The following is a 14937-nucleotide window of genomic DNA, read 5'->3' on the forward strand; positions in this document are numbered from 1 at the left end:
AAAAAAACAAATCAATTTATATGCGTATTTCCAAACAACTGTCATGGGGCATTTCGTCCCTGTTGATCATGATGAGTTTATCATCATGCAAAAACAATACCTCACCGGTAAAAGGCGGTCCGTTTATTGATTTTGCCGGAATGGATTCTATGATAAAGCCGGGCGAGGATTTCTTTTCGTATGCGAATGGCAAGTGGTATCAAAATACGGTTATCCCGGCAGACCAGTCCGGATGGAGCACCCCGCATGTGTTATATGAAGACAATAGGAAAAAGCTACAGGCCATGCTGGAGGAGCTTGCTGCAGGCAATGGTTTTGAAAAAGGATCGCCCGAACAAATGATGGGTGATTTATATGCCGGCGCCATGGACTCGGCAGCTATAGATCAGAAGGGGTATGTGCCTGTTGGGGATGATTTGAAGCGTATTGACGGAATAGCTTCTATAGCCGCACTGGTTAAGGAATGTGCGTATGAATATACCCTGGGGGATGAAAATATCTTTGGCGTTTATGTGGCGGCGGATGACAGGGATGCAGCGGTTAATAAATTGCAGTTTCACCAGGATGGCTTATCGCTTCCGGGCAGGGATTATTATTTGAAAGATGATGAGGGAAGCAAACAAATCCGCAATGAATTTGTGCGTTATGTGGCTGATATGTTTAAAGCTATAGGTGCGGATAGCGTATCTGCAGCAAAAGATGCTTCCGCCATTCTTGCGCTCGAAACCGCGCTGGCAAATGCACACGCTACACCGGTTGAATTGAGGGATCCTGTAAAAAACTATAACAAGTTTGCAGTAAAAGAGCTCAGTGCATTAACACCTGAAATTAACTGGACGGTATTTATTGCAGACCTTGGCGCCAATACGGATACGGTACTGGTAGGACAGCCCGGCTACTTCAGGGAACTGAGCCGGCAATTGAAAGCTACGCCACTGCAGGTGTGGAAAAATAAACTGAAGCTGAAAGTTATAGAAGAAGCCCCGTTAGGCGCTCCTTTCGAAGACCTGAAATTTTCGTTTTACGCTAAAACCTTAAGAGGTATACAGGAAAAACCCGTACGCTGGAAAAAAGCCACGGGCATAGTAAGTAACCTGGCGGGCGATCTCCTGGGCCGGGTATATGTGCAGAAGTATTTTCCGGCCGAAGCTAAAGAAAGGATGCTCAGCTTAGTGAACAATCTGCAGCACGTATATGAAAGCAGGATAAAGCACTTAGACTGGATGAGCGACAGCACCAGGCAGAAGGCGTTGCTTAAGCTGAATAGTTTTGTAAAAAAGATAGGCTATCCTGATAAGTGGAAAGATTATGCCGGCGTGCAGATTGAAAGAGCCGATCATTTTAATAATATCAGGCAGTTAAAAACATATGCCTTTCAACAGGAATTGGCCAAGGTGGATAAACCTGTTGACAAAACCGAATGGTTTATGAATGCTTCCGAAGTTAACGCGTACTATAATCCATCGTTTAATGAAATTGTATTCCCCGCAGGAATCCTTCAACCGCCCTTTTTTAATAATGCGGCCGATGATGCTATTAACTATGGCGCTATAGGTGCGGTTATAGGGCATGAAATGACGCATGGCTTTGATGACCAGGGCAGGCAGTATGATGCAGATGGCAACCTGCACGACTGGTGGACGAAAAATGATGCCGAACAATTTAAACGTAAGGCGAAAGTGGTGGTTGACCAGTATAACGCATACACTGTACTGGATAGTTTACACGTAAACGGTGAATTAACCCTGGGTGAAAATATTGCTGATATAGGTGGAGTGATGATCGCGTATGAAGCGTTTAAAAATACACCACAGGGTAAAAGTGATGAAAAAGTTGACGGGCTTACCCCGGATCAGCGTTTCTTTTTATCTTTCGCCAATGTGTGGCGTTCAAAATACAGGGATGAATCCGTGAAGGAGCGGTTACTGCTTGATCCGCATTCTCCTGAAAGGTTCAGGGCAAATGGCTCCGTTTCCAGTATGCCGGAATTTTATGCTGCATTTGATGTGCAACCCGGCGATAAAATGTACCGGGCAGATAGTGTAAGAGCGAAGATATGGTAGAGAAGGTGTGAGGTGTGAGTATATAACGATGGGCTGAGTGCTCCTCCCGGATTTTATGATTTGTGGTTTATGGTTTGTAGTTTATGGTTGCATTGCGCTTCGAATTTCGGGTTTCTGGCTTCGGACTTGAACGTCATTACGAGACCCTAAACTGATTTGAATGATGCGTAATATTTTTTAAGGGTCGAAGTAATCTCCCAATAACGGAGACGGATTATATTCCCCCGAATGGGCTATTACTCCGCTTCGAATTTCGAAATTCCGTCTTCGAATTTTGTTATTTGTGGTTTACTGTTGGGATTTCATTTCGAATTTCGGGTTTCTGGCTTCGGACTTGAACGTCATTACGAGGCCCTAAACTGATTTGAATGATGCGTAATATTTTTTAAGGGTCGAAGTAATCTCCCAATAACGGAGACGGATTATATTCCCCCGAATGGGCTATTACTCCGCTTCGAATTTCGAAATTCCGTCTTCGAATTTTGTTATTTGTGGTTTAACGTTGGGATTTCATTTCGAATTTCGAACTTTCTCCCTTCGGATTTAATATTTGAAATTTATCCGCCCTGGCGGACAGGCCTGCCGGCCGGTAGGCAAGTTTGGTTCTTGCGATTTGGTTTTTGATGCTTTGCATTCCCTCCGTATTTCCTATATTTATCCTTCAAATTTTAAACCCTTCTACATCATGGATACCAGGAGAGATTTTATTAAAAAAGCGGCATTATTATCCGGCGGCGCCGGCGTATTCAGCGGGTTACCGCCTTCCATTCAAAAAGCATTCGCTATTAATCCCGAGGCAGGATCTACTTATCTTGATGCGGAACATGTTGTTTTCCTGATGCAGGAGAACCGCTCCTTTGACCACTGCTACGGAACGCTGCAGGGTGTTCGGGGCTTTAATGATCCCCGCGCTGTTCCATTGCCCAACAAAAATAAAGTCTGGCTGCAATCTAATGCAGCCGGTGAAACCTACGCGCCCTTTCGTTTAAACCTCAAAGAAAGCAGCATCACCTGGCTGGGCTCACTGCCTCACGGCTGGAGCGATATGACCGACGCCCGCAATGAAGGAAAACACGACAAATGGCTTGACTCAAAAAAATCGGGACGTAAAGCAGTTATGCACATGCCATTAACCATGGGACATTTTACCCGTGAAGATATCCCCTTCTATTATGCTCTTGCCGATGCCTTTACCGTTTGCGATCAGCATTTTTGTTCGTCATTAACGGGTACCACACCCAACCGGACGTATTTCTGGACGGGTACCATAAGGGAGAAGCACGACGAAAACGTAAAGGCACATGTATACAATTCGGATATCACTTATGGAAGGGAAGCGTCATGGAAAACCTTTCCTGAGTACCTGGAAGAAAATAATATCCCGTGGAGAATATACCAGAACGAGATCAGTATTCAAACGGGGTTTGAAGGAGAGGAAGACGACTGGCTGGCAAATTTTACCAACAACCCTATTGAGTGGTTCAGCCAGTATAATGTGAAGTTTTCGTTTGGACATATGCGTTACCTCGAAAAAATGGAGAAAACGCTGCCGGGCATCCTAAAGGAAATGGAAGTGCAACTGAAAGGCCTAACCGAAGGAAGCAAAGAAAAAACGGACCTGGAAAAAGAACTTACGAAGAAGCAGGAACTCTTTACATCGGTAAAAAAAGACAGGGAGAAATATAATCTTGAGGAATACAACAAACTATCGCAATGGCATAAGCACCTGCATGAAAAAGCATTCACCGATAACAGAACTGATCCTGACTACCGTAAGCTCACCAGCATTACCTATAGCGACGGCGGCACAGAAAGGAAAATGCAAATACCCAAAAGCGATGTGCTGCATCAGTTCAGAAAGGATGTTCAGTCTGGTAATCTTCCGATGGTATCGTGGGTGGTAGCTCCCTGCAATTTTTCCGATCATCCCGGCGCGCCCTGGTATGGCGCCTGGTATTTAAGCGAGGTGATAGACATTCTGACCCAAAACCCGGAAGTATGGAAAAAAACCATCTTCATTCTTAACTATGATGAGAATGACGGCTATTTTGATCACGTGCCGCCATTTGCGGCGCCCGATCCCTATAAAGAAAACAGCGGGCTGGTATCCAAAGGCATAGATCCCAAGACCGAATACCTCAACGAAAGCCAGCAATGGATGAAAGACAAAGCCAAAAGCAAGGGCGACCGCGAAGGTCCTATTGGTTTGGGTTTTCGCGTACCCATGGTAGTGGCCTCGCCCTGGAGCCGGGGCGGGTTCGTGAATTCGGAAGTATTTGATCTTACATCGCCCATACAGTTCCTGGAACATTTTCTGACTAAAAAAACCGGTAAGAAAATAGAAACCAGCAATCTTACCGAATGGCGCCGTACGGTATGCGGAGATATTACCTCCGTATTCAGACCCTACAACGGAGAAGCTATACCGGCGCCAAAGCCCGTAGAAAGGATTCCTTTCTTAGAAAGCATTCATAAAGCGCAGTTTAAAGCGCTGCCTTCCGGGTTTAAAAATCTCAGCGCTTCCGAAATAGAACAAATCAATAAAGATCCTTACGCCTCACCCTGGATGCCGCAGCAGGAAAAAGGAACAAGGCCCGCTTCACCCCTGCCCTACCAGTTGTATGCAGACGGGAAGCTCAGCGATGACAGGCAAACTTTCAAAATAAAATTTGAGGCGGGGAACGAAGTATTTGGCGCATCGGCTGCCGGCTCGCCATTTTATGTATATATTCCCGGAAAAGACGCTCCACCCCGCAACTATGCCGTAAAAGCAGGCGACCAGCTCATTGACGCATGGACATTGCCCGCCAATGAAAACTATCACCTGCAGGTATACGGACCCAATGGCTTCTTCCGGGAGTTTACGGGCAACGGCAACGATCCGGCATTAGATGTGGCCTTTGAATACCAGCGTGCAGCCGCCGCCAAAAAAACGCTTACCGGGAATGCTGAAATAAAGCTCAGGAACACAGGCAAACAAAAACTAACCGTAGCAATAACAGACAATGCTTATAAAGGCAAGGCACAAACGAAGATCATCAGTCCGGGTGCGCAGGCAAGCATTATCATTGATCTTTCGAAAAGCTCCGGCTGGTACGACCTGAGTGTGAAGGTAAAAGGGCAAACCCATTTTGAAAAAAGATATGCCGGCAGGGTGGAAACAGGCAGGATAAGCATTACGGACCCGGTTATGGGGAGAGTGGTATGAGGTGGTGAGTAGTGAGTAGTCAGTGGTGAGTGTTTTAAGTAATTACTGTAGCTTATATCTATTGTTTAGCCTATTCAAAATAGCACTTGTATGGACAATGAAGTCTTGTTTTCTGAAAGGCAACGTTTTAAGCAGTGGTGGCTTTGGCTAATCTTGTTTGGCATTAACGGGCTTTTTATTTTGGGGGTATGTAAGCAGGTAATTGGCGGACAGCAATTTGGCAACAAACCCATGAGTAACACCGGCCTTTTAATTGTAACCGGGCTAACTTTTTTGTTGACTTTATTGTTCCTCAATTTCCGGCTTAAAACACAAATTAAAACAGATGGGATTTATGTCAGGTTTTTTCCTTTTCATTTGTCTTTCAAACATTACGTCTGGAACAAATTGAATAAATCATACATCAGGTCATATTCGGCAATTACCGAATATGGTGGCTGGGGCTTACGAACAGGATTACCGGGAAAAGGCGCCGCGTTTAATGTTTCAGGTAATAAAGGGCTGCAATTAGAATTTGACAACAATAAAAAATTACTAATTGGCACGAACAGGCCAGTTGAACTGGAAGAAGCGCTAATCAAAATTGGACGACTTAAACAATAGAAAAAGAATCATTTGAACAAGCGAAGCTAAAGTGCTTTTGCCGCGATGGGGTCTTCACAGTCGGGCTATTGCGTATGTTATGAGCCCCGGCACACTACTATCTAACAACAAAGTTTTTTTCTCAAATTAAATCTGCGCATCTGCGGCTTTTTTTACGAACAAAAATCAGCACCCATCTTTAGAGTGAAGTCCAGGCGCCAGGGTCGCATAGCTGCCCGCAATGGCTTTTTACGCAAACCCCAGCACAACAGAAAAAGCACCATCAATCTCCAATTAAAGGATATAGCAATGAATGGGAAACAGGTTATTCTCCACTATCGGCTTAAGCTCCGGCTTGATGAATAATCTATCAGCTTTTGTATGTAAATTCAACAAAAAGTAAACCTGCTGCACGGCCCGGGCAGACAAAATGCTATTTCCCCGCCTGTAAAAAAGCCATGCCCCGTTAGTAAACATTTTGAAAAACTAAATGAACCATATATGAAAGAACTGATTTTAAATGACGGAAATAAGATTCCAATTATTGGTTTTGGAACCTACAAATCAAATGAGCAAGATGGCGTTCAATCTGTTATGGACGCCCTGGCTAATGGCTACCGCCTAATTGATACCGCAGCAAAATATGAAAATGAAGAATCTGTTGGAAAAGGAATAAAAATGAGTGACGTTGACCGTAAAGATATTATTGTAACCACTAAAGTATGGAGAGAAAATTTGGGTTACAATCAAACAAAAGCAGCATTTTATAAATCTCTAAACAAACTTGGACTGGATTATATTGATCTGTACTTAATACACTGGCCGGCGAATGCAAAAAATTATGAAAATTGGGAAAAAACCAATGCTGACACCTGGCGTGCAATGGAAGAATTACAAGCAGACGGACTGATTAAGTCTATTGGCGTAAGTAATTTTTGGCGTGAACATATTGAAGCACTTCTTCAAACAACAAATACAATTCCCGCTATTAATCAGATTGAGTTCCACCCTGGATACTGGCAACCCGAATTAGCCGAATTTTGTAAAAAACAAGGTATTACAGTGGAATCATGGTCGCCACTGGCAAGGGGCAAAGTGTTTGGAAATGAACTTTTAGAAAAAATTGCAGAAAAGCATAATAAATCTGTTTCTCAAATTTGCCTGCGTTGGGTAATTCAGCACAACGTGGTTGTAATTCCGAAATCAACCACTTTGAAAAGGATAAAAGAAAATATCAACCTATTCGATTTTGAATTATCAGAAGAAGAAATGATACAAATTGATACAATTCCAGAAATGGGTTTCAGCGGAGAACTGCCTGATATATGGCCGGACAGGATTGATGTAGCATAAATGTGACCCTGGCGAACCATATCTGACAACAAAACTCTTTTCTCAAATAAATCTGCACATCTGCGGCATTATTAAGAGGTTTTTTGAAATTTTATAACACGCTATCCGCACCCTACCGGCAAGCTTTAATAATTAATTAACAATATAACGTAGTACAATTTTGCCTCCCATGCGTCTATATAATAACAACATTTTATTACAGTCAATTTTCTCATAAGCAGTTAGTTTTGGTTGCGGCCCCTGTTTTTACAGGGGCCAATTTTTTTTGCTCTGTAGTGAAATGCTGTATTTTTTTTATATGTCTCCGCCAGAGCGTCACAGGAACAGAAGTTTTTTGCATTCCCCACTTTTTAAAAAACGCGCAAATCGCCAGCAAAAGCGCCCTGGCTTAGTCACTAACAATCTACTATACAGGATCCCATTCAGATAAACAATAGCGCAACTGCAGACCTTGTTATTCCCGTTTATTTCCAAAATTCATCTGTAATTTTGGTAACAATGAAAATTTTGATCATCGAGGATGAAAAAGAATTGCTCGAAGCCATTACCCTTTCATTAGAAAAGGAGCATTTCCTGGTGGAGTCTGCCGGTAATTTTAACAGCGCGTTTGAGAAAATCTCATTGTATGAATACGACTGTATTCTATTAGACATCATGCTGCCCGGCGGCAGCGGGCTGGATATTTTGGCAGAACTAAAGGCTTCAGGCAAAACAGAAAATGTAATTATCATCTCCGCCAAAGATTCCTTGGACGACAAGGTAAAAGGCTTGGCCGCAGGAGCGGATGATTACCTTACAAAGCCCTTTCACATTACGGAGCTCAATGCCCGCATAAAGGCAGTGCTGAGAAGAAAGACGCCGGGCGGAAAAAATATAATTGAAACCGCTAACGTATCATTAGATCTGAACGAGCGGCTGTTTGCCGTTAACGGCAACGTGTTTGCCCTGAACCGTAAAGAGTTCGACATTCTGACTTATTTCCTTTCCAACAAAAACAGGCTGATCACAAAAACCGCTTTGGCAGAGCATGTGTGGGGAGACAATACCGACCAGGCAGATAATTTAGATTTTATCTACTACCAGATCAAGAATCTCCGCAAAAAACTGCAATCATCAAACGCTGCAATAGAAATACAATCCATTTATGGTATCGGGTATAAACTGGTTGAACAATGAGGCTGCTCAACCAATCGCTTATCTACCTGTCTGTTCCACTCCTTGTTATCGTGAGTATCTGGTCTGTTGTTTTCTATATCAATATGCTGGACGAGATCAGCGACAGCATAGACGACGGGTTAGACAATTCCAAATTATTGATTATTCAAAGGGTAGCAGCAGATTCCACTGTACTGCAAAAAAATACCTTTAACGAGAGCAATTACGCCATACAGGAATTGGCAAAAGTATCTGCTATTACCATAAAAGATACCTATACCGACACCGCTTTGTATATGCAGGGTGAAGAAGACATGGAACCCGTACGTATGCTTTCCACCGCTTTTGAGCTAAACGGGAAGTTTTACCGGCTGCAGGTTATTTCTTCCATGGTGGAAGAAGATGACCTGATAGAAGATCTCTTCTGGTCGGTAGTATGGCTTTACCTCATTATGCTCGCAGGTATAATCCTCATTAATAAAATAGCACTCCGGAAATTATGGAAACCGTTTTATGAAATATTGCTGCAGCTAAAAAGTTTCCGGCTCGACAGCAATGAAAAGCCCCCCGATATTAAAACAAATATTAAAGAGTTTAAAGAACTGAAAAACGCTGTAAACACCTTGACGCTGCACTCACTGGAAACGTACGCTAATCAAAAGCAGTTTACAGAAAACGCGGCGCACGAACTGCAAACTCCGCTTGCCATTGCCGCCGGCAAGCTGGAGCTGTTGCTTGAAAAAGATGACATAAAAGATACGCATGCTGCAGATATTGCGCAGGTGCTTCAAATGATTGAGCGGCTGGCACGTCTTAACAAATCATTGCTGTTATTAACCAAAATTGAAAACAGGCAATACGCGGGTAACCAAACTATTTCCATTAACCAAACGGTTCACCAGTGCATAAGCGACCTGGAGGATTTTATTGCGTACAAAAATATCAAGCTATCCCTTCACGAGGCCGGACAGGCGGAAGTTGAAATGGATTCGGCCCTGGCGTCTATCCTTATCGCGAATCTTATCAAAAATGCCGTCTTCCATAATATACCGAATGGGCTTATTACTATTGATATCACGCAAACAACATGTAAGATAAGCAACACGGGAAATGAAAAGGCATTGAACCCCGAGAAGATCTTTAACCGTTTCTATAAAGACGCCACCGAACAAACCAGCACAGGGCTTGGCTTAGCGGTTGTTAAAGCCATTTGTAAATTATATGATTTCGGACTTTCTTACCATTATAACAACAACCATTGCTTCGAGGTCCGGTTCAAGAACGGGTGATGTTTCATATCCCGGATCTTCACGTTAACAGATTCCCGATTCTTTCCAAAATCAGGTTGTTCCTTTGTGTAATAATATAAAAATGATGCACATGAAAAGGAACATATTCATTATTGCTTTCAGTTTGTTACTGGCGCATGGCGCCGGTTTCGCGCAAAACATTCCGCAAAGCCAGGTACCCTCGGTGGTATTAAACCATTTCAAACAAACATTTCCCAAAGCCTACGATGTGGAGTGGGAAATAAAAAACAACCAGTATTGCGCGGAGTTTGAAATGAAGTTGTCTAAAGATCATGAGGCATGCTATGATAATTCGGGCAAGCTGTTAAAACATAAGGAGGATGTTACTAAAAGAAAACTGCCCGCAGCTATCCGGTCAGTCATTAAAAATGATTTTAACGGGTACCGGGTTGACGATGTAAAAAAGATAACAACAGGTAATACAATACAGTATAGCGTAGAATTACAATCATTAAAAGAAGAATTGAAAGTGCATTTTGATGAGAAAGGAACGGTATTGAAGCAGCAGGCAGATTAAAAGGGGAATATGCCCTTTCAGCCTGCCGGTTCATTGCTGCTTACCGGCAGTTACTTAAAAATATTTTATTAAACGCGTTTGTTCCTGAAAATGCTACACACCGGGGATAAGCACAAATCAATATAGATGAGAAAAATAAACCTTGCCATCATACTGGCGATTTTCACTTTTGCAAGCTGCGAAAAAGAAACAATGGTTAAGGAAAATGACCTGCCTGCTGAAATAAAGACGTTTATTACAACGCATTTTCCTGCAAACCCAATCATACAATCTGTAAAAGACAGGGATGGACTGGAATTAACCTACGATGTTATACTTGAAGGGAACATCAGCCTGGAATTCAATAGAAAAAAACAGATCACCGACATTGATGGCATTGCTAAGCTGCCCGACTCCGTCATTCCTTCCAAAATTATTGATTATGTTTCAGCAAATTATTCCGGCAATGTTATTACCGGCTGGGAGCTCGACAACAAAAATCAACAGGTAAGCTTAGATAATGGGTTAGAGCTGGAATTCAATATGGCCGGAGACTTTTTGCGTATTGACAGTTAGGGAAACATATTGCGAATGCCCTCCATGAAGCTTATAGGGCTGTAGCCCAGTTCCTTTTCCGCTTTGTGAATAATAAAACCTGTTTTTAACGGACGCCGCGCCGGTTGCGTAAATACTGCGGCGTCTACCTTTTCCATCAGCGCCTTGTTCAGTCCAAAATAACCGGCAACCTGCACCGCCATATCGTAAGGGGTAAGCACTTCCCTGCCGGAGATATGATATATGCCGCCGGCATTTTTTTCTATGATCAATTGTATACCGCTAACAAGGTCGCCTATATAGGTGGGCGTACGTACCTGGTCGCTTACCACTTTTATCGGATTTCCTTTTTCGAGGTTTTCTTTCACCCAGGTTACGATATTGCTCCTTGTGCCTGCTAATATGTTTCCGTATACCAGCACGGTGCGCACAATAGCCCGGCTGATGCCGCTTTGCTGTACAATTTGCTCCGCTTCCCATTTGGTTTCTCCATAATAATTAACAGGAGCAGGCAAATCTGTTTCACGATAAGGACCATCATCACCGCTGAACACAAAATCGGTGGAAATATATACCAGCTTTGCATTTACGGCAGCTGCCGCATCTGTAAAATAGCGGGTTGCATTTACATTCGTGTTATAGCACGCTTCCTTATTAAGCTCGCAGGCATCGGGTTGTGCCATAGCCGCGGCATGAATGATCACATCCGGCCGAATGGCGGCTACCTGCGTTAACACACTTTCTTTGTCTGTAATATCAATAGCTGCATACCGGTAAGGCTTATCCGCCGCCGGCAGCCTGCATGCTCCCCTGCCGGTAGCTGTTACTTCATGCCCTGCGGTTGTAAGTTGCTGCACTGCATTTTGTCCTAAAAGTCCGTTGGCACCGGTAACTAAAATCTTCATTTTAAGGCGTATAAGCCCCGAATGTACAAAATCATTAAACCTTCAATCTAAAATTGGGAAATGATTGTAATTATGTACTTTTGACGCTTCTATAAAACAGATATAGAAAAAATTTTAATAACTGTACTTGCCCTTTGAATGATCTTAATCATTTCAGACAAGGTTTAAACGAATGGAAAAGAAAGTTTCTAAAATCGGGGTACTGACTTCAGGAGGAGACGCCCCGGGTATGAATGCAGCCATACGGGCAGTAGTGCGTACCGGCTTATATTACGGATTAGATATGTTTGGCATTATGCGCGGGTTTGCGGGGATGATAGAAAATGATATTTTTAAGCTGGAATCCCGCAGCGTTGCCAACATTATACAAAGAGGGGGCACCATCCTGAAAACCGCAAGGTGTAAGGAATTTTTTGAAGCCGCAGGCAGAAAAAAAGCATACGAAAATCTAAAAAATCTGGGCATTAACGGACTGGTGATCATAGGCGGCGACGGCTCTTTCAGGGGCGCACAAATATTTTCCAGCGAATTTGACATTCCCTGTATCGGTTTACCCGGAACCATAGATAAAGATATTGCCGGAACCGATTTTACCATAGGTTTTGATACCGCCGTAAATACCGCCGTAGAAGCTATAGACAAAATACGGGATACTGCCGATGCCCACGACCGGCTATTTATTATAGAAGTAATGGGCAGAGACTCGGGCTATATTGCTTTGCATAGCGGTATTGCTACCGGCGCCGAAAACATCCTGATCCCCGAACGGATAACCGACATCAATGAAGTCATTGACTCTCTCCAGGAAAAAGAAAAGAGAAAGAAATTAGTAAACCTGCTGGTAGTGGCAGAAGGCAGCGAACTGGGAGGAGCCAATGAAATAGCCAAAGTGTTAAAAGAAAAAATGCCAAACGCCGATATTAAAGTTTGTATACTCGGACATATCCAGCGTGGCGGCTCGCCTTCCTGTCTCGACAGGCTGATTGCCAGCCGCATGGGTTATGCAGCAGTGGAGTGTTTGATGACCGGCAAAGATATTAACACGATGATTGGTATAATAAACAATCAATTACATTATACCCCTTTAGAGCAGGCTGTAAAAGCGGAACAAACCATAGATTACGACTGGCTTAAAATTGTGAAGATACTGGCTTCGTAGCGGCAGGCGCCACGGGTTGAAGATAAATGCCTTAGGCGCTATACGGTTGCGGGCCTGTGTCTTATCATATTGTACCCCGTACCTTAAACAAAAATAAAATCATTACCATAGTATGTCAAAAAATATTACCAAATACCTGCACGAAGAGATGGACAAACAGGCAGGTATTGAACACACTTTTCACCGCACAAAAATTGTTGCCACTGTTGGACCGGCCTGCGATACCTACGATAAGCTGCTGGATCTGGTAAAGGCAGGCGTAAATGTATTTCGCCTGAATTTTTCGCATGGCGCGCATGCCGACAAGCTGGCTATCATTAATTATATCCGAAGGATCAATACAGAAGAACCATACAATATTTGTATACTTGGCGACCTGCAGGGTCCAAAGCTCAGGGTAGGCGAAATTGAAAACGGCTCTATGCCCGTAAATGTTGGCGACATCCTTACTTTCACGAACGAAAAATGTATTGGTACCAGGGAAAAAATTTACGTTTCCTACCCCAACCTGGCCAATGATGTGGAAGCGGGTAACAAAATTTTAATAGACGACGGTAAATTAGAGGTGCAGGTAACGGAGGTTACTGAAAAAGGAGATGTGAAAGTAGTGGTTACCATGCCGGGTATTTTATCTTCCAAAAAAGGCGTTAACCTGCCCGACACTAAAATTTCATTGCCGGCACTTACCGAAAAGGACCTTGCCGACCTGGATTTTATGATTGAGCATGCGGTAGACTGGATCGCGCTTTCCTTTGTAAGAAAAGTAGATGATCTTAAAATATTAAGAGATATACTGCAGGAAAACAAAAGCAAATGCAAGGTGATGGCTAAAATTGAGATGCCTGAAGCCATTGTTAACCTGCGCGAGATCATTCTGGAATCGGACGGCATTATGATCGCCCGTGGCGACCTGGGTGTTGAAATGCCCGTTGAACAGGTTCCCCTTATCCAAAAAGATATTATCCGCAAATGCCTTCACCGCGGAAAGCCGGTTATTGTGGCTACGCAAATGATGGAAAGCATGATGGATCGTATTAAACCCAACCGCAGCGAAGCTACCGATGTAGCCAATGCCGTGCTGGAGGGCGCCGATGCGGTAATGCTGAGCGGTGAAACGGCTATGGGACAGCACCCGGTGCTGGTAGTGCAAACCATGCGTAAAATTATCCTGGAAGTAGAAAAAAAAGAATACCGCTATAACCGCGAGGAAGATCTGAAGCCGCAGCCGCATTCGCCGTCTTTTCACAGCGATGCCATCTGTTATAACGCCTGTAAAATTGCCAAGGATGTAAATGCAGACGCCCTGCTGGCAATGACCCAAAGCGGGTACACCGCTTTTGTGGTAAGCAGCTACCGGCCGAAATCGCCATTATACATCTTCACCAAAGAAAAAACATTGCTTAACCAGCTTAGCCTGAGCTGGGGGGTAAGACCATTTTTTTATGATGAGGAAGAAAGTATAGACCAGATCATTTTTGACCAGATACAAATTTTAAAAACAAGAGGCTTTTTAAAAACCGGGGATACTATAGTAAATACCGGCAGCCTGCCCGTTCATCTTCATTTGCCTACTAACCTGCTTAAGATTTCAAAAGTAGAGTAAGATAGAGGTTACAGGTTTCAGGTTACAGGTTACAAGGTTGAGGTTGAAGGGCACTAACCAGCACCACAATTCCCGTTTACAAGCATTTTGTTATATGCGCACCATTGTATTGTTGCTGTTCTCTAACATCTTCATGACCATTGCATGGTACGGACATTTAAAGCATCAAAATGTTCCATTGTGGAAAGCCATTGCAGTGAGCTGGGGAATTGCTTTTTTTGAGTATTGCCTGCAGGTGCCGGCTAATCGTTTGGGATATGTTAGCGGCTTTAGCGCCTTCCAGCTAAAAATTATCCAGGAAGCCATTACCCTGGTAGTATTCGTTGCCTTCGCTTTATTATACCTGCGCGAACCCATGCACTGGAAATACCTGCTGAGCTTCATATGCCTGATGGGCGCCGTGTATTTTGCATTTATGAAATGAGGTATGAGGGGTAAGGTATAGGGTATGAGGAGTAAGGTATAAGGCATTCACTATTGACTACTCATTTACTACAACTTTTCCCCATGTCTCTCTTCCCATCATCCCATTACCACATTTTCACATT

General features: G+C 43.4%; 12 protein-coding genes. 11 read left to right on the forward strand and 1 reads right to left on the reverse strand.

Features of this window, described 5'->3' with window-relative positions:
• Nucleotides 1-20 precede the first annotated feature (20 nt).
• From PLE34_RS14170 to PLE34_RS14205, 8 genes are all read left to right on the forward strand, one after another.
• Entirely contained in the window at nucleotides 21-2063 is a 2043-nt protein-coding gene (locus PLE34_RS14170; RefSeq protein WP_324558005.1) for a M13 family metallopeptidase, read from the forward strand.
• A gap of 685 nt (nucleotides 2064-2748) precedes the next feature.
• Nucleotides 2749-5271, forward strand: coding sequence for a phosphocholine-specific phospholipase C (locus PLE34_RS14175; protein WP_324558007.1), 2523 nt, complete (start codon nucleotides 2749-2751; stop codon nucleotides 5269-5271).
• A gap of 90 nt (nucleotides 5272-5361) precedes the next feature.
• Nucleotides 5362-5874, forward strand: coding sequence for a hypothetical protein (locus tag PLE34_RS14180; protein ID WP_324558008.1), 513 nt, complete (start codon nucleotides 5362-5364; stop codon nucleotides 5872-5874).
• A 480-nt stretch (nucleotides 5875-6354) separates the two neighbouring features.
• A complete protein-coding gene (locus tag PLE34_RS14185; protein ID WP_324558010.1) occupies nucleotides 6355-7206 on the forward strand; it encodes an aldo/keto reductase in 852 nt (283 codons plus the stop codon).
• 498 nt (nucleotides 7207-7704) lie between these two features.
• On the forward strand, nucleotides 7705-8382 hold the full coding sequence (locus PLE34_RS14190; RefSeq protein WP_324558012.1) for a response regulator transcription factor: 678 nt from the start codon (nucleotides 7705-7707) through the stop codon (nucleotides 8380-8382).
• Nucleotides 8379-9650, forward strand: coding sequence for a sensor histidine kinase (locus tag PLE34_RS14195; RefSeq protein ID WP_324558014.1), 1272 nt, complete (start codon nucleotides 8379-8381; stop codon nucleotides 9648-9650). The genes PLE34_RS14190 and PLE34_RS14195 overlap by 4 nt, the downstream gene beginning before the upstream one ends.
• A 91-nt stretch (nucleotides 9651-9741) precedes the next feature.
• Nucleotides 9742-10188 carry a PepSY-like domain-containing protein gene (locus PLE34_RS14200; protein WP_324558016.1) on the forward strand — a complete coding sequence of 149 codons (447 nt, stop codon included), beginning with the start codon at nucleotides 9742-9744 and terminating at the stop codon, nucleotides 10186-10188.
• Nucleotides 10189-10314: 126 nt separating this feature from the next.
• Entirely contained in the window at nucleotides 10315-10743 is a 429-nt protein-coding gene (locus tag PLE34_RS14205) for a PepSY-like domain-containing protein (protein WP_324558018.1), read from the forward strand.
• On the opposite strand, the gene PLE34_RS14210 is transcribed toward PLE34_RS14205, so the two are convergent.
• Nucleotides 10740-11627, reverse strand: coding sequence for an SDR family oxidoreductase (locus PLE34_RS14210; protein ID WP_324558019.1), 888 nt, complete (start codon nucleotides 11625-11627; stop codon nucleotides 10740-10742). The genes PLE34_RS14205 and PLE34_RS14210 overlap by 4 nt on opposite strands.
• A gap of 172 nt (nucleotides 11628-11799) precedes the next feature.
• Between PLE34_RS14210 and pfkA the strand changes: the two genes are divergently transcribed.
• From pfkA to PLE34_RS14225, 3 genes are all read left to right on the forward strand, one after another.
• Nucleotides 11800-12786 carry a 6-phosphofructokinase gene (gene pfkA, locus PLE34_RS14215; RefSeq protein ID WP_324558020.1) on the forward strand — a complete coding sequence of 329 codons (987 nt, stop codon included), beginning with the start codon at nucleotides 11800-11802 and terminating at the stop codon, nucleotides 12784-12786.
• A 112-nt stretch (nucleotides 12787-12898) separates the two neighbouring features.
• Nucleotides 12899-14389 carry a pyruvate kinase gene (pyk, locus tag PLE34_RS14220; RefSeq protein ID WP_324558022.1) on the forward strand — a complete coding sequence of 497 codons (1491 nt, stop codon included), beginning with the start codon at nucleotides 12899-12901 and terminating at the stop codon, nucleotides 14387-14389.
• 94 nt (nucleotides 14390-14483) lie between these two features.
• Nucleotides 14484-14813, forward strand: coding sequence for a DMT family protein (locus tag PLE34_RS14225; protein WP_324558023.1), 330 nt, complete (start codon nucleotides 14484-14486; stop codon nucleotides 14811-14813).
• The last annotated feature ends 124 nt before the right edge of the window (nucleotides 14814-14937 follow it).

The organism is Agriterribacter sp. (genome assembly GCF_035445465.1).
Lineage (GTDB): Bacteria > Bacteroidota > Bacteroidia > Chitinophagales > Chitinophagaceae > Agriterribacter.